This window comes from Litoribrevibacter euphylliae, from assembly GCF_042646085.1.
Taxonomy (GTDB): Bacteria; Pseudomonadota; Gammaproteobacteria; order Pseudomonadales; family Litoribrevibacteraceae; genus Litoribrevibacter; species Litoribrevibacter euphylliae.
Window position 1 is genome coordinate 368731 of sequence record NZ_JBHRSZ010000001.1, and the last position, 18360, is coordinate 387090.

Annotated in this window: 18 protein-coding genes and 2 tRNA genes; 13 read left to right on the forward strand and 7 right to left on the reverse strand. The window is 42.2% G+C overall.

What is annotated here, in order from left to right:
• The first annotated feature begins 115 nt into the window (after window positions 1-115).
• Window positions 116-781, forward strand: a complete 666-nt coding sequence (locus ACFOEK_RS01570; protein ID WP_386715146.1) for a DUF2846 domain-containing protein — start codon at window positions 116-118, stop codon at window positions 779-781.
• An 83-nt stretch (window positions 782-864) separates the two neighbouring features.
• On the opposite strand, the gene ACFOEK_RS01575 is transcribed toward ACFOEK_RS01570, so the two are convergent.
• A complete protein-coding gene (locus ACFOEK_RS01575) occupies window positions 865-1185 on the reverse strand; it encodes an H-NS histone family protein (RefSeq protein ID WP_386715149.1) in 321 nt (106 codons plus the stop codon).
• Window positions 1186-1376: 191 nt separating this feature from the next.
• On the reverse strand, window positions 1377-2567 hold the full coding sequence (locus ACFOEK_RS01580) for a pyridoxal phosphate-dependent aminotransferase (RefSeq protein ID WP_386715152.1): 1191 nt from the start codon (window positions 2565-2567) through the stop codon (window positions 1377-1379).
• Window positions 2568-2789: 222 nt separating this feature from the next.
• Between ACFOEK_RS01580 and uvrB the strand changes: the two genes are divergently transcribed.
• The 11 genes from uvrB to ACFOEK_RS01635 all read left to right on the forward strand — a co-directional run bounded on the left by uvrB (window position 2790) and on the right by ACFOEK_RS01635 (window position 12930).
• Entirely contained in the window at window positions 2790-4832 is a 2043-nt protein-coding gene (uvrB, locus tag ACFOEK_RS01585; protein ID WP_386715155.1) for an excinuclease ABC subunit UvrB, read from the forward strand.
• A gap of 143 nt (window positions 4833-4975) precedes the next feature.
• Window positions 4976-5052, forward strand: a tRNA-Val gene (locus ACFOEK_RS01590).
• A gap of 136 nt (window positions 5053-5188) precedes the next feature.
• The gene (gene thrS / locus ACFOEK_RS01595) at window positions 5189-7108 is read left to right on the forward strand and encodes a threonine--tRNA ligase (protein ID WP_386715158.1); all 1920 of its coding nucleotides are present in this window, start codon (window positions 5189-5191) and stop codon (window positions 7106-7108) included.
• Between the two features lie 14 nt (window positions 7109-7122).
• Window positions 7123-7662 (forward strand): translation initiation factor IF-3, encoded by a 540-nt coding sequence (gene infC, locus ACFOEK_RS01600; RefSeq protein WP_386715263.1) that lies wholly within the window; start codon window positions 7123-7125, stop codon window positions 7660-7662.
• Window positions 7663-7817: 155 nt separating this feature from the next.
• Window positions 7818-8012 carry a 50S ribosomal protein L35 gene (gene rpmI, locus ACFOEK_RS01605; protein ID WP_284380394.1) on the forward strand — a complete coding sequence of 65 codons (195 nt, stop codon included), beginning with the start codon at window positions 7818-7820 and terminating at the stop codon, window positions 8010-8012.
• Window positions 8013-8067: 55 nt separating this feature from the next.
• Window positions 8068-8424 (forward strand): 50S ribosomal protein L20, encoded by a 357-nt coding sequence (rplT, locus tag ACFOEK_RS01610; protein ID WP_386715162.1) that lies wholly within the window; start codon window positions 8068-8070, stop codon window positions 8422-8424.
• Between the two features lie 220 nt (window positions 8425-8644).
• Window positions 8645-9643 (forward strand): phenylalanine--tRNA ligase subunit alpha, encoded by a 999-nt coding sequence (gene pheS, locus ACFOEK_RS01615; protein ID WP_386715165.1) that lies wholly within the window; start codon window positions 8645-8647, stop codon window positions 9641-9643.
• A gap of 84 nt (window positions 9644-9727) precedes the next feature.
• Window positions 9728-12112: a phenylalanine--tRNA ligase subunit beta gene (gene pheT / locus ACFOEK_RS01620; protein ID WP_386715168.1), complete on the forward strand. Its 2385-nt coding sequence runs from the start codon at window positions 9728-9730 to the stop codon at window positions 12110-12112.
• A 3-nt stretch (window positions 12113-12115) separates the two neighbouring features.
• Window positions 12116-12418, forward strand: a complete 303-nt coding sequence (gene ihfA / locus ACFOEK_RS01625; RefSeq protein WP_284380390.1) for an integration host factor subunit alpha — start codon at window positions 12116-12118, stop codon at window positions 12416-12418.
• On the forward strand, window positions 12399-12752 hold the full coding sequence (locus tag ACFOEK_RS01630) for a MerR family transcriptional regulator (RefSeq protein ID WP_386715171.1): 354 nt from the start codon (window positions 12399-12401) through the stop codon (window positions 12750-12752). Before ihfA ends, ACFOEK_RS01630 begins: the two co-directional genes overlap by 20 nt.
• Before the next feature lie 101 nt (window positions 12753-12853).
• Window positions 12854-12930 (forward strand) — tRNA-Pro (locus tag ACFOEK_RS01635).
• A 4-nt stretch (window positions 12931-12934) separates the two neighbouring features.
• Here ACFOEK_RS01635 and ACFOEK_RS01640 read toward each other — a convergent pair.
• The 4 genes from ACFOEK_RS01640 to ACFOEK_RS01655 all read right to left on the reverse strand — a co-directional run bounded on the left by ACFOEK_RS01640 (window position 12935) and on the right by ACFOEK_RS01655 (window position 16398).
• Window positions 12935-13651, reverse strand: coding sequence for a 1-acylglycerol-3-phosphate O-acyltransferase (locus ACFOEK_RS01640; protein WP_386715173.1), 717 nt, complete (start codon window positions 13649-13651; stop codon window positions 12935-12937).
• A 63-nt stretch (window positions 13652-13714) separates the two neighbouring features.
• Window positions 13715-14044 carry a hypothetical protein gene (locus ACFOEK_RS01645; protein ID WP_386715175.1) on the reverse strand — a complete coding sequence of 110 codons (330 nt, stop codon included), beginning with the start codon at window positions 14042-14044 and terminating at the stop codon, window positions 13715-13717.
• 284 nt (window positions 14045-14328) lie between these two features.
• Entirely contained in the window at window positions 14329-15417 is a 1089-nt protein-coding gene (locus tag ACFOEK_RS01650; RefSeq protein ID WP_386715178.1) for a methyl-accepting chemotaxis protein, read from the reverse strand.
• Window positions 15418-15585: 168 nt separating this feature from the next.
• Complete coding sequence (locus tag ACFOEK_RS01655) at window positions 15586-16398, reverse strand: inositol monophosphatase family protein (protein ID WP_386715181.1); 813 nt, start codon at window positions 16396-16398, stop codon at window positions 15586-15588.
• Window positions 16399-16494: 96 nt separating this feature from the next.
• Between ACFOEK_RS01655 and ACFOEK_RS01660 the strand changes: the two genes are divergently transcribed.
• Window positions 16495-17259 carry a DUF2189 domain-containing protein gene (locus ACFOEK_RS01660; RefSeq protein WP_386715184.1) on the forward strand — a complete coding sequence of 255 codons (765 nt, stop codon included), beginning with the start codon at window positions 16495-16497 and terminating at the stop codon, window positions 17257-17259.
• A gap of 53 nt (window positions 17260-17312) precedes the next feature.
• Here ACFOEK_RS01660 and ACFOEK_RS01665 read toward each other — a convergent pair whose 3' ends face one another.
• Window positions 17313-18182 (reverse strand): LysR family transcriptional regulator, encoded by an 870-nt coding sequence (locus tag ACFOEK_RS01665; RefSeq protein ID WP_386715187.1) that lies wholly within the window; start codon window positions 18180-18182, stop codon window positions 17313-17315.
• Window positions 18183-18360: the final 178 nt, after the last annotated feature.

An 18360-nucleotide genomic window follows, 5' to 3' on the forward strand; every position in this document is an offset into this window, starting at 1 on the left:
TACCCTGAAAAGTGTGAACAAAATCCATAAACCTGCCAAACCCCATTCTTTTAGTTGGTATTCGTTGCTATAGTTCTGCTCAGAATAACAATAAAAGCATAGCTAGGATTATGTTATGTCGAAAAGACTAGTGAAAAGTTTAATAGCTTCATTAATTCTAATTTCTCTGTTTGGTCTGCAAGGTTGTCGGATTTACCAGTCCTTAGGAAAGAGTATTCCTGGGTCATGGCTTCATCCTGTTAATGGACCTGAGTACTCTCTGCCTGAAGATGTGGATATGGAGCGCAATGCGTTATTAGTGATCTATCGTCCGGATTCTAAGTGGGCTTCCGAGGAAATCGAATCACCAAGTGTATACATTGATGACGAAAGAGAGTTTGGTATTAAAAATAATGCTCACTATTGGTTTGAAGTTGAGCCGGGTAAGCGTCATATAGTTATTCGTCGTCCATTGTTAGGCCTGGAAGGAACAAATCACTTTAGTTTGAGAATTATTTCGGACTTCACAGTAAACCTTAAGGCTGGAAATACCTATTTCCTAAGGTATTCAGAGTTAACGCCTCCTCCTATGGATAAAGAGGTGAGTGAAGAGGAGCCGGTAGGTGATGGTGCTTTATTTCTGATTCCGGAGGAGCTGGCTTATCGAGATTTATTGACTACTAAGTTTGATGACCATAGTGGTCGCTTTTTAACTTATAAGATGGAATATCATGAGCCTGAGAAGTTTGAAGAGTTACAAGCTCAAAAGGACGACGGTTCTAGGTGGTATTGGCCTTTCTAAATAAGCTTGAAAATAAAAAAGCTCCGACAGGAGCTTTTTTATATCTAGATACTTATAGACTTGAGAAGGCGCATTCTAAATTTCTAGATTTCAAGGCTTCCCAGTGTTTTTCCGCTAGAAAGAGCTTGTTCTACCCACTTAGGCTTTCTTCCTCGGCCTGTCCATGTTTCTTGCGGATTTTGTGGGTTCTTATATTTAGGTGCAACTTTGCCTTTTTTCTTAGATGGATTTTTAAGGCCGTCTAATACTTCATCTAAATCCAAACCATGCTCGTTAGCGATGTTGTGGATTTGTTGTAGAGCAGTTTTTTTAGCTTCAGACGCTTTGCTCTTAATTGCCTTTTCTAAATCTTTTTGAATTTGCTTTAAATCTTCAAGACTGTATTCATTGAAATTTATAGACATTTAATTACGTTCCTACGTAGTTAAGATGAGTGATTAACATTATAGATAATAATTTCTGAATATAAAGGAGGTGTCAAATTATCTTGGGTTTTGAAGTTTTTTTATCAAAAAAGTTTCATCAGGCTAATAAAAAAACGGGCATAAAGCCCGTTTTATATGAAATAATTGAGGTAGGATCTTAATGATTAAGGTTATAGTGATTCTACTGCTTTTTTAATTCTGGAAACTGCATCTTGAAGGATGTCCATGCTGGTGGCAAAAGACAGTCTCATATTGCCTGGACTGCCAAATGCTGAGCCTGGAACAACGGCTACACCTGCTTCATTAAGCAGATATTCTGCAAACTCTACGTCGTTTGAGAATTTACTTGAGTTATTGATGATCGCTTGTGCGCTTGGGAACACATAGAAGGTTCCATCACCTTGAATGCATTCAATGCCGTCAATCTCGTTTAAAGCGGAGACGATAAAGTCATGGCGCTTTTTAAATTCGCGAACCATTTGAGAAACGCATTCTTGATCGCCTGCTAATGCAGCTTCAGCAGCGAATTGAGCTATTGATGTTGGGTTGCTGGTGCTCTGAGATTGAATTTTCTTCATTGCGCCAATCAGTTTTGCTGGTCCGCCAGCATAACCAATTCTCCATCCTGTCATGGAATAGGCTTTGGATACACCATTTAATACGATGGTTCTATCGTATAGCTCTGGGCATACATTAAGAATGTTATTAAAGCCTTCTTCGTTCCACATGATGTGCTCATACATGTCGTCGGTAGCAATCATAACATCAGGATGCTGAAGAAGTACGTCTGCAATCGCTTTTAATTCCGCTTTTGTATACGCAACACCTGTTGGGTTAGACGGGCTATTAATTACAAATAAACGAGTCTTGTCCGTAATGGCGGATTTCAGTTGTTCTGCGGTTATTTTAAATCGAGAATCAATGGTGGTTTCTACGATAACGGGTTCGCCTTCCGCCATGCGTACCATGTCTGGATAGGATACCCAGTATGGTGCAGGAATAATAACTTCGTCCCCTTTGTTGAGTAGGGCTAAAGCAAGATTAAAGAAACTTTGCTTTCCGCCGCAAGAGACTAAGATTTGGTTCGCTTCGTAGGTAAGCTTATTATCGTTTTTGAATTTTTCAATAATTGCTTTCTTGAGCGAAGGAGTACCGTCGACAGCTGTGTATTTCGTATGACCCTTATTGATAGCATCAATAGCCGCTTGCTTGATGTGTTCCGGGGTGTCAAAGTCCGGTTCACCGGCACCCAAGCCAATAATATCTTTACCAGCAGCTCGCAATTCAGCAGCACGATTAGTCACTGCCAAGGTAGGAGATGGTTTGATTTGTTGTACGCGGTCCGACAGTTGTACGTCCAATCTAAAATCCTCTTGCATTAGGCCGTATGAAAAATACTAGCAGGAACCTATTAAGTCATAATGTCCAATCTAATTACGTATTTTGGAATATGATTGCCAGCCTGCAGATAAACGGCGAAAATGATACATTAAAAACGGTTTATCGTGAATAGAATTCTAGTGATAGTTGTCTGTATTTTTATCAACATATTTATGGTTTGTAAGTGAATTTTTGGAAGTTTTATGTCGAGTCGAGAACAAAAGTCTAAAAGTGATAAGTCGATTGAGGTTGTCTCCAAATACAAGCCTGCTGGAGATCAGCCTCAAGCGATTGAGTCTTTGGTTAAGGGGATTCAGGCGGGGTTAGTTCATCAAACCTTGTTGGGTGTTACTGGATCGGGTAAAACCTTTACGATGGCCAATGTTATTTCTCAGCTTCAGCGGCCTGCGATTGTTCTGGCTCATAACAAGACGTTGGCGGCTCAGTTATACGGTGAATTTAAAGACTTTTTTCCGAATAACTCTGTCGAGTATTTTGTTTCTTATTATGATTACTACCAGCCAGAAGCCTATGTTCCAAGTTCCGATACTTTTATTGATAAAGATGCTTCGGTTAATGAGCATATTGAGCAAATGCGTTTATCTGCAACAAAGGCCTTATTAGAGCGAAAGGATTGTATTATTGTCGCAACGGTCTCGTCGATCTATGGTTTGGGCGATCCTAAATCTTACCTAGGGATGATGTTGCATTTGGTTCGTGGTGATCGGATTGATCAGCGTAAGATTCTTAGGCGTTTGGCAGAATTACAGTATACACGTAATGATGCTGATTTTCGTCGAGCGACTTATCGAGTTCGTGGTGATGTAATTGATGTCTTTCCAGCTGAGTCCGAAAAAGAAGCGGTTCGAATTGAACTCTTTGATGATGAAATAGAGCAGATCAGTTGGTTTGATCCTTTGACTGGTGAAATACTTAATAAAGTACCAAGAGTAACCATCTACCCTAAAACCCACTATGTAACGCCACGTGAAACTATTCTTGAGGCAATTGATAAGATTAAGTTTGAGCTCGATGAGCGTCTTCAGCAGCTTAGAGAAAATAATAAGTTAGTAGAGGCTCAGAGATTGGAGCAGCGTACCCGTTATGATTTAGAAATGATGCAGGAATTAGGGTACTGCACTGGAATCGAAAATTATTCTCGCTATTTGTCCAAGCGTGATCCGGGGCAAGCACCTCCTACTTTGTTTGATTATATTCCGCCTGAAGCGGTGTTGTTTATTGACGAGTCGCATGTCACGGTGCCTCAGCTTGGGGCAATGTATAAGGGCGATAGAAGCCGTAAGGAAACCTTGGTTGAATATGGCTTCAGGTTGCCTTCCGCTCTGGATAATCGTCCGATGCGATTTGATGAGTGGGAGCGAATTGCGCCTCAAATGGTGTTTGTGTCTGCTACGCCAGCTCAATATGAAGAAGAACATGCGGCTCAGGTGGTGGAGCAAGTGGTGCGACCAACTGGCCTTTTGGATCCTGAAATTGAGGTCAGACCTGCATCCTCTCAGGTTGATGATCTGCTTTCTGAAATACGTCAACGTGCAAATCGAGATGAGCGAGTGTTGGCAACCGTGCTAACGAAGCGGATGGCAGAAGATTTAACGGATTATTTGTTGGATCATGGAGTACGGGTTCGGTATCTGCATTCAGATATTGATACGGTAGAGCGTGTAGAGATTATTCGTGATCTCCGACTTGGTGAGTTTGATGTCTTGGTGGGGATTAACCTGTTAAGAGAAGGCTTGGATATGCCGGAAGTTTCTCTTGTGGCTATTCTTGATGCGGATAAAGAAGGCTTTTTGCGATCCGATCGTTCTTTGATCCAAACGATCGGACGGGCAGCTCGTAATGTGAGTGGTAAAGCTATCTTGTATGCGGATAGAGAAACTGGCTCTATGAAACGGGCTATTGATGAAACGCAGCGCCGTCGGGCTAAACAGCAGAAATTTAATGAAGAGAATGGCATTGTTCCTAAAGGACTGGATAAGAAAATTACCGATATCATGGAGGGAGCTGTTCCTGGGGCTAGAGGAAGGCAGAAGGCTCGAAAAGTGGCTGAGCCTCAAAAAGACTATCAGGTACCGCTTGAATCTATGACGCCAGGAGAAATACAAAAACAAATCGTCCGCTTGGAAGATGAAATGTATAAGGCTGCGAAAGGGCTGGAGTTTGAGCGTGCGGCTCAGATCAGGGATGAAATGGTTCGTTTGAAGCAGCAAATTCTTATTGAGTAAAACGATTTTTCGTTGCGATTAAATTGATGGCTTGCATTATATGAAGATCTCCATATAATGCCTGCGCATCGACGAAGAGTTCGTTGTTATTGTCCAGCTTAGGTTGGATCTCTTCTTAAATTATTTCGTTGATGTCAGATTAAAGTCCCGTAGCTCAGTTGGTTAGAGCGCTACCTTGACATGGTAGAGGTCACCAGTTCGAATCTGGTCGGGACTACCAATTTTTCTTCTATTATTTTTCTTTACCTGTTGACACCTCTAGGTCTCGAACTTAGCATGGTTCGCTTTTCTAATTGAGTTTAAATAATTTATTCATGTGGCCTTTGGTATGGGCCACCACTGAAGAGGAAATCATTGTGCCTGTTATTACCCTTCCTGACGGCAGTCAGCGTTCTTTTGATCAAGCAGTAACTATTATGCAAGTGGCTGAGGATATTGGCCCGGGTTTAGCTAAGGCGACCATCGCAGGTCGTATTAATGGTGAGCTTCAAGATGCTTGTGAAACCATTACGGAAGATGCTGAGCTTCAGATTATTACAGCTAAAGATCAGGAAGGCGTGGAAATTATTCGTCACTCTTGTGCGCACTTGATCGGTCATGCGATTAAACAATTGCGTCCGGATGTGAAAATGGCTATTGGGCCAGTGATTGAGGATGGTTTCTATTACGACATCGAAACTGACGAATCCTTTACACCGGAAGATTTGGTCTCGCTTGAGAAGCGTATGCAAGATCTTATCGCTAAAAATTACGACGTAGTTAAAAAGTGGACGCCGGTGTCAGAAGCGCGTGCATTGTTTGAATCTCGTGGTGAAAGCTACAAGATGGAAATTATTGATGGGATGGACGACTCGGTAAAACAGGTTGGTCTGTATCATCATGAAGAATACGTTGATATGTGTCGAGGGCCACATGTCCCAAATACGCGTTTCTTAAAAGCATTTAAGTTAACTAAGCTTGCAGGTGCTTATTGGCGAGCGGATAGTAACAATAAAATGTTGACACGTATTTACGGTACAGCTTGGGCGGATAAAAAGGCGCTCAAGGCTTATATTCAGCGTATTGAAGAAGCGGAAAAGCGTGATCACCGCAAGTTGGCAAAAAAATTAGACTTGTTCCATATGCAGGAAGAAGCGCCAGGTATGGTGTTTTGGCATCCAAATGGTTGGGCTTTATACCAAGAGCTAGAGCAATATATGCGTCAAATGCAGCGTGAGCGTGGTTACCAAGAGGTTAAGACGCCACAAGTTGTAGATCGCTCTCTTTGGGAGAAGTCTGGTCATTGGGATAAGTTTAAAGAAGATATGTTTACAACGGGCTCTGAAAATCGTGATTATGCGATTAAGCCAATGAACTGTCCTTGCCATGTTCAGGTTTATAATCAGGGGCTTAAGAGCTACCGTGATTTACCTTTGCGTATAGCGGAGTTTGGTTCGTGCCATCGAAATGAGCCGTCTGGTGCATTGCATGGGATTATGCGTGTTCGTGGCTTTGTTCAGGATGATGCTCATATCTTTGTTAGTGAAGATGCAATCCAAACTGAGGTGTCTGAATTTATTGATTTCCTTCATGAAGTTTATGATGACTTTGGTTTTGAAGAGTTGATTTATAAGCTTTCAACTCGTCCTGAGAAGCGTGTAGGTTCTGATGAGATTTGGGATAAAGCCGAAAAAGCATTGGCCGAAGCTCTGGATGCGAAAGAGTTGCCTTGGGAAGAGTTGCCAGGTGAGGGTGCTTTTTATGGCCCGAAAATTGAGTTCTCATTAAAAGACTGTTTAGGTCGAGTGTGGCAATGCGGTACGATTCAGGTTGATTTCTCGATGCCTGGTCGTTTAGGTGCGGAGTATGTGGATGAGCAAGGTGAAAGAAAAACACCGGTGATGTTACATCGTGCTATTCTTGGTTCATTCGAGCGCTTCATCGGGATTTTGATTGAGCACTATGAAGGAAAATTCCCTGTGTGGTTGGCCCCGGTTCAGGCGGTTTTGATGAATATCACTGATCGTCAGTCAGAATATGTGCAGAATTTAGCACAAAAATTGACAGAAAAAGGGTTTAGAGTGAATGCGGACTTGAGAAATGAGAAGATCGGCTTTAAAATCCGCGAGCACACTCTACAGAAGGTTCCTTATCAGATAGTTGTAGGTGATAAGGAGATGGAAAATGGAGAGGTGGCGGTTCGTGCTCTCAATGGTGAAGACTTAGGTGTAATGTCTGTTGAAGCCTTTGAAAATCTTCTAAATGAAAAGATTGCAGAGCGTGGACGTAAGCAATAACTGGAGATAAAGCAATTAGAAATCCAAGAGCACGTGGCGGTAAAGAACAGCAAGCTCCTATCAATGAAAATATCCGCGCGAAAGAAGTTCGACTAATTGGAGCAGACGGTGAGCAGGTTGGTGTGGTCTCAATTAATGAGGCGTTGAATGCAGCATCTGAAGCCGAACTAGATTTAGTACAGATTTCCGATGGTGATCCGATCGTATGTAAGGTCATGGATTACGGTAAGAAGTTGTACGAAGATAAGCAGCGTCAAAAAGCAGCGAAGAAAAAGCAGCAACAGACGCAGCTTAAGGAAATGAAGTTCCGTCCTGGCACTGAAGAAGGGGATTATCAGGTAAAACTACGCAACCTGGTACGTTTCCTTGAAAAAGGGGACAAAGCCAAGATATCTCTCAGATATCGAGGTCGCGAAATGGCGCACCAGGACATCGGCATGCAATTGATGTTAAGACTTGAAAAAGATCTTGAAGAATATGGCACAGTCGAGCAGCGCCCTAAGATGGAAGGTCGTCAAATGACGATGGTCTTAGCCCCTAAGAAGAAGAAATAAACGGTCTAATTTACTGAGTCCTTCATTACTTAGTGAATAGTGTTTGTTTCATATTTTGACTAAGCCTCCATTACTGGTTTCAAAAAGTCCTAATGGTTCTGCTGTTGGGGCTTTAGTCGTTAGTTTTGGAGAGGCTAAATGCGGAGTTATTCCAAATGCCTAAAATGAAAACAAAGCGCGGTGCAGCTAAGCGCTTTAAAAAGACTGCTAACGGTTTCAAACACCGTCAATCTCATACCAGTCATATTTTGACTAAGAAGAGCACTAAGCGTAAGCGTCAACTTCGTCCTAAGCATCAGGTTGAAAAGTCTGATTTGAAGTTGGTTCAACGTATGGTTCCTTTCGCGTAATTACTCTTTAACAGAGTTATTACCTTAATCAATATTTCTGGTAGAGGGTAAAGATATGCCTCGCGTAAAACGTGGTGTTCAGGCGCGTCGTCGCCATAAAAAGATTTTAAATCAAGCTAAAGGTTACTACGGTGCTCGTAGCCGTGTATTCCGTGTTGCTAAGCAAGCGGTAATCAAAGCTGGTCAATATGCTTATCGTGACCGTCGTCAGCGTAAGCGTCAATTCCGTGCTTTGTGGATCGCTCGTATCAACGCTGGTGCTCGTTTGAATGGTCTTTCTTACAGCCGTTTCATCTCTGGCCTTAAAAAGTCAAACGTTGAGATTGATCGTAAGATTCTTGCTGATTTGGCTGTGAACGACAAAGTTGCATTCACTGCACTTGTTGAAAAAGCAAAGTCTGCATTGGCGTAAAATCAGATTTATCTGATTGCTGATGATTCAGCTTGTAAAAAAGGGAGCTTAGGCTCCCTTTTTTAATGTTTGATTGGTGGTGTTTGGCTGGATTCTTAACGTTCTTTTGGTCATTCTCAGTACCAATTTGAGCTCTGCTCAGGTAATATATTTCGTCCTATTTTCTCGACTCAATCAAGTTTTGTAGTTCATTAATTTTTTCATAAAACGGGAACCTTTCATGGAGAATTTGAAGCCACTCGTAGAGCAGGCGTTAAATGCAGTTAAAGAGTCTGATAATGCCCAGGCTTTAGATCAGATTCGTGTCCAATATTTAGGTAAAAAAGGCGAGCTTACTCAGTTACTGAAAGGCTTGGGTGCTTTAAGTGCTGAAGAGCGTCCTTTGGCTGGTGCCAAAATTAATGAAGCGAAACAAGAAGTTCAGCAAGCAATAAACGTTCGTAAAGAATGTTTGGCTAATGAAGAATTGAATCAGAAGTTGGCGAGTGAGACGATTGATGTAACTTTACCTGGACGAGCTCAAGCAACCGGAAGTATTCATCCAGTTACTCGTACACTAGAGCGAATAGAATCTTTCTTTGCGAAAGTTGGTTTTCATGTAGAACAAGGTCCGGAAATCGAAGACGATTATCACAACTTCGAAGCCTTGAACATTCCAGGGCATCATCCTGCTCGAGCAATGCATGATACTTTCTATTTTGATGCGAATACTCTGCTACGTACCCATACTTCGCCAGTTCAGGTTCGTACTATGGAATCCTCTGAACCACCAGTTCGTATTATTTGCCCTGGTCGTGTTTATCGTTGTGATTCTGATATGACGCATACACCGATGTTCCATCAAGTGGAAGGCTTGTATGTTGATAAGCAAGTGAGCTTTGCTGACTTAAAGAGCTTGATTGAAGATTTCCTTAAGGTGTTCTTCGAGCGTGATTTGGAAGTACGTTTCCGTCCTTCTTACTTCCCATTTACTGAACCTTCAGCTGAAGTTGATATCGAATGGGGACGTAATCCTGATGGTAGTATCAAATGGTTAGAGGTGATGGGTTGTGGCATGGTTCATCCTAAAGTGTTTGAGGCTTCCGGGATTAACTCGAAGGAATACTCTGGCTTTGCATTTGGTATGGGGGTAGAGCGTTTAACAATGCTTCGTTATGGTGTTAATGACTTACGTATGTTCTTTGAAAATGACTTGAAATTTTTAAATCAGTTTAAGTAGTCATCATTATTTAGTTCGCGGTATCAAAGAGCAACCCTGGTTTAGGGTAATGTCAGAGCAAAGAATTTAAAGAAAGGTTTTATCATGAAATTCAGTGAAAGTTGGTTGAGAGAGTGGGTTAATCCTTCCATTGATACAGCCGAGTTGATGCATCAGTTAACGATGGCAGGCTTGGAAGTTGACGGGCATGAAGCTGTTGCCGGTGAGTTTTCAGGTGTGGTCGTTGGTCAGATTGTTTCTTTTGATCGTCATCCGGATGCAGATAAGCTAAATGTTTGTGTTGTTGATACGGGTGATGCTGAACCACAGCAGATTGTGTGTGGTGCACCCAATGTAAAACAGGGAATGAAGATACCTGTAGCAAAAGTGGGCGCGGTTCTTCCGGGGAACTTCAAAATCAAGAAAGCCAAGTTGCGTGGTGTTGAATCTTTCGGTATGTGCTGTGCTGAAGAAGAGCTGGGGTTATCGGACAGCTCTGATGGTTTGATGGAATTGAGTGAAAGTGCTTCTGTTGGTCAATGTTTCCGCGAATACTTAAACTTAGATGATGTTGCCATTGATGTAGATTTGACTCCGAACCGTGGTGATTGTCTAAGTATTGCTGGTTTAGCTCGTGAAGTAGGAACCCTGACAAGAACTGAAGTTACGGCACCTGTTATTAATGCAGTTGAGGCTGTTCATCAAGAAACACGAGGAGTGAATCTGGAAGCTTCAACGGCTTGTCCACGATATGCAGGACGTGTTGTTAAGAACGTAAATGTAAAAGCACCGACTCCTGTTTGGATGGAAGAAAAGCTACGTCGCAGCGGTATCCGATCTATTGATCCAATTGTAGACATTACCAATTATGTTCTGCTTGAACTTGGCCAACCAATGCATGCTTTCGACCTAAATAAATTAGATGGTGATATTCGAGTGCGTATGTCATCTGAAGGTGAAAAGCTTAAGTTACTTGATGGTCAAGAGGTTGAGTTGTCTGCAGGAACTTTGGTGATTGCTGATCAAAGTTCAGCATTGGCGATGGCCGGTGTTATGGGGGGCGAAGCGAGTTCAGTTACTTCTGAAACCAAAGACATTCTTTTTGAATCGGCTTATTTTGATCAGATTGCTATTGCGGGTAAGGCTCGTTCATATGGTTTGCACACTGATTCTTCACATCGCTTCGAGCGTGGGGTTGATTTCCAGCTTCAAGAAAAAGCCATTGAGCGTGCGACTGAATTACTTCTAGAGATAGCTGGCGGTGAACCAGGCCCTATTTTTATAGAAGAAGATAAGGCTCAGGTTCCTGCTGAGCGTAAGGTTGTGTTGGCTTCTTCGAACGTTGAGTCTCTTCTGGGATTGAAAATTTCAGATAATGATATCGAAGAGATTTTAACTCGTCTTGGTTTGGTTGTTTCTGAAAAAACTGAATCTGGCTGGCTATATGAAGTGCCAAGCTATCGCTTTGATATCAGTATTGAAGAGGATCTGATTGAAGAAGTTGGTCGCATATACGGCTATAACAATCTGCCTAGATCTTTGCCGACTGCAGATATGATTATGGAGCTAGAACCTGAAGTGGTTTCACCGCTATCAGCTGTTCGTTCACAATTAGTCAGTACTGGTTATCAGGAAGCCATTACTTACAGCTTTATTGAGCCTAAGCTTCAGAAACTTTTTGATCCTGCGATTGAGCCGAAAGCATTGGCGAATCCTATTTCTGCTGATATGGCTGTGATGCGCACAAGTATCTTACCTGGGTTGGTTAAGGCGCTTCAATATAATGCAAATCGTCAGCAATCACGGGTTCGTTTGTTTGAAACCGGTCAGGTCTTTATTCCTGAAGGTGATGCATTAAAGCAGGTAGATCATATTGCCGGTGTTGTATATGGCTCTCGTTTGCCTGAGAGCTGGCATGGAGCTAAGGATTCCGTTGATTTCTTTGATGTTAAAGGTGATATCGAAGCTGTACTTGGATTAACGGGCGCACTTCAATATATTTCTTTTGAATCTTGTTCTGATAATCCGGCATTTCACCCAGGTCAAACAGCGAAACTGCTTAAAGGTGAGCAGGTTGTTGGGTATATCGGAGTAATTCATCCTAGTGTCGAAAAACTGGCAGATTTGCCTGGTACAGTAATTGCTTTTGAACTAGAACTAGGATTAGTTCTTGACGGTAATGTACCTGAATTTAAAGAAATTTCTAAATTCCCTGAAGTTCGAAGAGATTTGGCAATCATAGTTGATGAATCTGTAAATGTGTCTAAGATTAAGAAGTGCATTGAACAGAATTCAGGCGAATTTATGAATTCTTTGTCGATTTTCGACGTTTATCAAGGCAAGGGGATTGAGGAAGGTCATAAGAGTATTGCGTTGGGCTTGACTTGGCAGCACCCAGAGCGCACGCTAAATGACGAAGAGATTAATCAGTGCATTGAATCTGTGATAAGTGCACTGGATAAAGAGTATCAAGCCAAGCTAAGGAGTTAGCGCATGAGTGCTCTGACAAAGGCTGATATGGCCGAGCGCCTTTTTGAAGAGCTTGGTCTCAACAAGCGTGAGGCCAAAGAGATTGTTGAAATGTTCTTTGAGGAGGTGCGTGAGTGTCTTTCAGAGAATGAGCAAGTAAAGTTATCTGGTTTTGGTAACTTTGACTTAAGGGATAAGAGTCAACGTCCAGGGCGGAATCCTAAAACGGGAGAGGAAATTCCTATTTCTGCTCGACGTGTTGTGACATTTAGGCCAGGACAAAAACTAAAAACAAAAGTAGAAGCCTATGCTGGAAGCCAGTCATAATAATGAACTCCCTGTCATTCCAGGGAAACGCTACTTTACGATCGGTGAAGTAAGTGAATTGTGCGGTGTTAAGCCGCACGTACTGCGCTATTGGGAGCAAGAATTTTCTCAATTGCAGCCAGTAAAGCGACGTAATCGTCGATATTATCAGCGTCAGGATGTACTGATGATTCGTCAGATTCGTAGTCTGTTATACGATCAAGGTTTCACCATTGGTGGTGCTCGTCAACGTTTGGCGGGTGAAGATGCCAAAGGTGAGGAAACTAACTTTAAGCAACTGATTCGCCAAACTATCTCTGAGTTGGAAGAGGTGCTTGAGGTACTGAAAGCATAAGTATCATTGTTATTTTATGCTTAGTTCTTGAAATTTAAAAAGAAAGTTCTATCATAGGCGTTCGTTTAAACGAGCGCCTTTTCTTTTTGAACGAAATTTTTCGGAGTATAGCTCAGCTTGGTAGAGCACCGTCATGGGGTGGCGGGGGTCGAAGGTTCGAATCCTTTTACTCCGACCAGTTCCTACTTTGCGTAGGTTAACTGATCTAATTTTTCTATCTCCTCTTTCATTAGTTGCCAGCATTTTTCTCTCAATTCATTGGTATCGTCCAATGTAAGTCCTTGGGTTGGGATTGGTTCAAGTTCTCGTATGCTGGCATGTCCCGAGACAAACTTATTCAGTTTTAAGTTCTCTTTGTAGCTACTGATACAGATGGGAATAATTGGTACTTGCGCTTCAATTGCCATGCGAAATGCCCCGCTTTTGAAGGGCAGTATGTTTTTTCCTCGATTTCGAGTGCCTTCGGCAAACACCCATATAGAAGTGTTATTTTTTTGAAGAGCTATAGTGGAGCTATCTAAAGTTTTAGCTGATTTTTGGCTGTTCTTTCGATCAATAAAGATATTCCCGGCGAGCCAATAGAGTTGCCCAAAAAGCGGGAGGTATTTTAGGCTTTTCTTTCCGATGGTTACGGTTCTGTATGGCACGACCGACCCGCAGACAAATAAGTCCAGATTATCCTGATGATTAGCAATATAGACGGCGGTGTGTGAGCGCTTTAGTGTAAAGTTATGGATCTTAAGTTTAATGCCTAGAATTTTAAGCCCGTATTTGGAGTAAATATTGGCAAAAAGGCGTGTATTGTCGGGATTAAAAGGACGTGCAAGGCAAGCAAGGGTGCCAACTGCAGCGATGAGAAGAAAAAACAATACAGCGAGCGGAATTCTTATTACTAACATTATTTATCTCTTGTTTTTGGCTGAGCTTACACTTGTAAGTCTGAGTCCTCAAGAGCTTCAATGTTATTGGTTGTTTAGATCTATAAACGGAGTACTGGTTGCATCGGATTGCGCATTAAGGATTTGAGATTGGATTTCTTTAGTCCAGTTATGAAAATCAGATGTTTTACTGTTTGCTTCAAGTGCTTTTCGAATCAAGGTTTCTTTGTTGCTGGATACTGCAATCACGTGCCCGGAAAAGCCTCGTTGAGTCAAAACATAAGCTTTAGAAATTTCTTTGTTTTGAATTAGGTTTGTATAAAAACTTAATTGGACTTGAGTAATTAAGTCATGTGCTTCTTCATTTCCATGAAGTCGACGAATATACGGACGAAATTTATGATGTCTAAGCATGATGCTTCCTTGCTGTATCGTAAGTGTCAATTATATGAGTATTTTCTTTGTAGTCTATTTTTTAGACTGTTTGTGACAGAGGATTGACGCTGTGGTGTGATCTATTTCTCAAGTTTATTGAGTTTGATCTCTCTTTTTAAAAGGAAAATAAGGGGGATGTCATGAATTAGTATTGATATGGCAGGAAATCAGTTACAGCAATTGGTTGCTGTAACTGATTTCTAGAGAACCTCTTAACTAGGGCGGACCTGCTCAGAGATTCCTTGGGTGGAGTGAGGGTTATCTCAATCTATTTCATTGAGGAAATCATTTAGGCAGCGTTGTACTTGGTCACTCGCACTTTCCATCATTCTAGCTTGGTTAAAGGCTTCATTGGTGTTTCCTTGCTTCGATGCTATAAGCGCGGATTTACCATGTTCATGGAATTGACGGTGTGGCTCTTCCAGGCGTTGGATGGAGCGTAAATGACTGTACTTTTGATTACCAAGACCGTGGGAGTACCACTCGCCTAAACGACTAGATCTGTGGTCGCCGAGATCATTTTCTGAGAGCTTTAATTGTCCTGCGAGATGGTTATAGACATTAGATTTCCAAATGATGTTGTCTAGAAGTGCTGTCTGAACAAAGGACTGTTCGCTGCTTCCATCGATGGTGGTAAGCATCGATTTAGCAATATCGATGACCTGATTTACGGAGGTAATGATTTGATCGTTGTTAATTGCAACGTCTTCGCACTTTTCTGCCATTTGTTGGCTTCTTGCATCAACGTCTCTGGTTTGTTTATCAATGTTTTCAACCAGATTGGAAATTTCTGAAGCGGCTTCTCCAGCACGTTGAGCCAGTGCTCGAACTTCGTCAGCTACAACGGCAAAGCCTCGACCTTGTTCACCAGCACGCGCAGCTTCAATGGCTGCGTTCAGTGCAAGTAAATTGGTTTGTTCTGAAATGTTGTTAATGGCGCCCACAAAGGTGCTGATTTGTTCTGCGACGGTACGAAGCTGTTGAATGCTGGTTACACTGTCCATCGCGGTATCACGAATAGATGCGACCGCTTCTTTGGTTGTGGTTAGTAGTGAAGCGCTTTCATTGAAGAGTTGCTTTGAGCCATTTAAACGTTCACGTTCTGAGATCATACGTTCACTGGTCGTGGCAAGAGAATGGCGAACATCATCAATGCCTTGAGTTGAATGAGAGATGAGTTTAGTAATTTCATTTCCGTTGCTTTTTTTGGAAAGTTCTTTCACTTCTCGTTTGAGTGCTTCAATCTCTTCATCTTTTTGTTGGCAAGAAACCGATAGAGTGTTTACTTCTTGTAATAACTGAGAGTTCTTACCTTTTAGTTCTTCTAATTCTTGTTTGTTTCCAAACCACATGTTGTATGTCCTTGCTCTGAATAGGAAAGCTATGGCAATGCTAACCGTAAGGGCTAAAGGTTAGACGTAAAGTCGTTTAATCTTAGTCTAAATGTCGGCCCTTGTTTGAGTTTCTTTAGTTTTATTCTGAGCTGTGTAGATACCTAAAAGTACATGCGCAGGGCTAGATTATTGAAGAAGATTTGACAAGGCAGTTTGTATTCCGGGGCTGCAAATCAATAGTTGATTGCTGGATAAATCAGGAATTAGCTTGGTGGGCTTTTGTGTACCAAAGTGGCCGCAATATGCTCCTGCTTCCTTAGCTATTAATCGGCCTGCGGCCATGTCCCAGGGTTGAACTGTTTCGTAATACGCGTGCAAACGGCCACAGGCAACCCAACAAAGATCGATGGCTGCCGAGCCATTTCTTCTAATATCTCTTGCGTGTTGTATAACGGAAGAAATATTTGGCAGTAGGCTATCTATTTGGGATTTATCGTAAGGGAGTCCTGTTGCAATCAAAGCCTGAGATAGTTGTAGGCAATCATTAATGCTGATTTTCTGTTCATTCAAATAGGCACCTTCTCCCTTAATGCCGTAAAACGTCTCATTAAGAAAAGGGCAATGAACAATGCCGAATTTCACTTCATCGCTTTCTACAAAGGCTATGGAAATAGCAACTTGGGGATGACCGTGTGCAAAGTTGACGGTTCCATCTATTGGGTCAATGACCCAGGTGGGATTCGATAGATTAAGCGTTTCTAAATGCTCAGGCGTGTAGCTTTCTTCGGTTAAAAACTGATCTTCCGGGAATGCTTGTTGCAGAGAATGTATTAGGAATTCATCCACCTGTTTATCTGTTGATGTGACCAGTTCCTGATGACTTTTATACTCTTGAGTGAAGTCATTGTTTGTTCGAGCATGAATGATAATTTGCCCGGCTTTTTGGGCTAATTCTTGTGCGGTTAAATATCGTTGGGAGTTTGAAAAGAGCTGGCTCATGATGCTTTTCCGATAAGTGGTGATTAAAAAATAAGCAGTTGTGCTTGCGCCTGCTAGCTTTAAGTATGTAGCAAGTAGAAGTTTGGGGGAACTGATATGCCACAAGTGATTAAAAAACAACAAACGGCAGAAGCGCCTAGGGCTGAAACTCCTAGTGCTGCCAGACCACTATCAATGCATGATATTCAGCAAGCCATTCATCATGGGTGGATTGATTTTCGAGCCACCAAATGGGTAAGCCTGTTCTATGGGTTAGTGTTTGTCATGGCTGGCTACGGCATGGTTGCATTGACCTATGTTTCGGATCGGCCTTATTTATTCTTTGCTCTGTTTATCGGTGCGATGTTGGCTGGACCTTTGTTTGCTGTCGGAATTTATGATTTGAGTCGGCAACTCAATAAAGGTAAACCGCCTACTTTAATGCATTCATTTCAGGCGATGAAATCCGGGGCATTCTTTGATGTGGTGGCGTTAGGCTTTGGCTTGATGCTAATAATGATTTTTTGGATGCGAATGGCGAGTGTAGTGCACGCGTTGATGCCTGAAACTATGACGATAATGGAGATGATTCCATTCTTAATGGTGGGAACTGTTATTGGTGCATTTTTCTGTGCCATCGTATTTGGAGTGACCGTGTTTGGTTTGCCTATGATGGTACATAGGCCTGTGGATGTTGTCAGTGCAAGTGTCGCTAGTTTGAAGGCGGTCGCTGATAATAAAGGAGTCATGCTAGGGTGGGCGTGTATTGTAGGGATATGTACAGTAGTTGGGTTTGCCACTGGTTTGGTAGGCTTTATTATTTTGTTCCCCTTCTTGGCTCATGCTACTTGGCATCTCTATCAAAGAGCCTTTGTAATATAAGCCAAATTGCCAATCAGTGGTGTCAGGGCGCCGATCTTAGGATCGGCGCTTTTTTATCTCTCAAATTCTTCAAGTAGCTCAATAAGCGCTTTGGCGGCATTTGTTAAAGAGTGATGTTTGTGAATAACATATCCCAGCTGACGACTGCTCATATTGGTGTCGAGATCAAGGATATGGAGTTCTGAACACAGGGATTCCGGAAGTACACTCCAGCCATAGCCAATCGAGACCATCATCTTGATGGTGTCCAGATAATTGGTGGAAGTAACGACATCCAGGCTAACTTGTGTGTCAGAAAACAGATTTTCAACCTTCTGACGCGTGAAGGTATTCGGGCTGGGTAGGATGGCCTTATGCTCTGCTAAGTCTTCTAGGGTTAATTTTGATGTGTTGGCTAGTGGGTGATCCTGACTGCAAACAAAATGCATTTGATCGTGCCAGATGGCTTTGCTAATTAAGCTGGCATGGGGGGTCGGCGCCAGTGTAATTAAGGCCATCTCTTTGTCGCCATGAAGTACTTGTTCATAGCCGCTCTCTGATTCCCAAAATTCAATTTTTAAATCTACATCGGGATAGCGTTGCGAATAGGCTTTTAAAATTGGAGGCAGTCGATGAAGGCCGACGTGGTGACTGCAAATAATTTCTAATGAGCCGCTGACTTGCAGAGAAAGGTTGTGCAGTTCCTGTTCTGTGGATTTGATTAAATGCAGAATCTGCTTGGCTTTAGGTAGCAGTGCATTGCCAGACGGAGTAAGAGATACCTTTCTGCCGACTCGATCAAATAGCCTGGTATCAAGCTGTTCTTCAAGCGTAGAAACTCGCTTGCTTACCGCAGGTTGGGTTAAATACAGTTCTTCTGCGGCTTCGGAGAAGGACTTGTGTTTGGCGACGGCCAAAAAGGCTTTAAGCGATTGCGTGTCCATGCCCTGTCTTTGTCTAATTTATCTGAGTTTAATTGTAGTTGTATAACTTAATTTTATCTCATCTATAAAAAATATGAATTTATTTTATTTTTGTGAGGGATTAGTATGCATTCCATAAGATTGGAGCGCCTCGAAGTAAGGCCCTGAGTAAAGAATTAAGCCAGATTATTTAGTGATG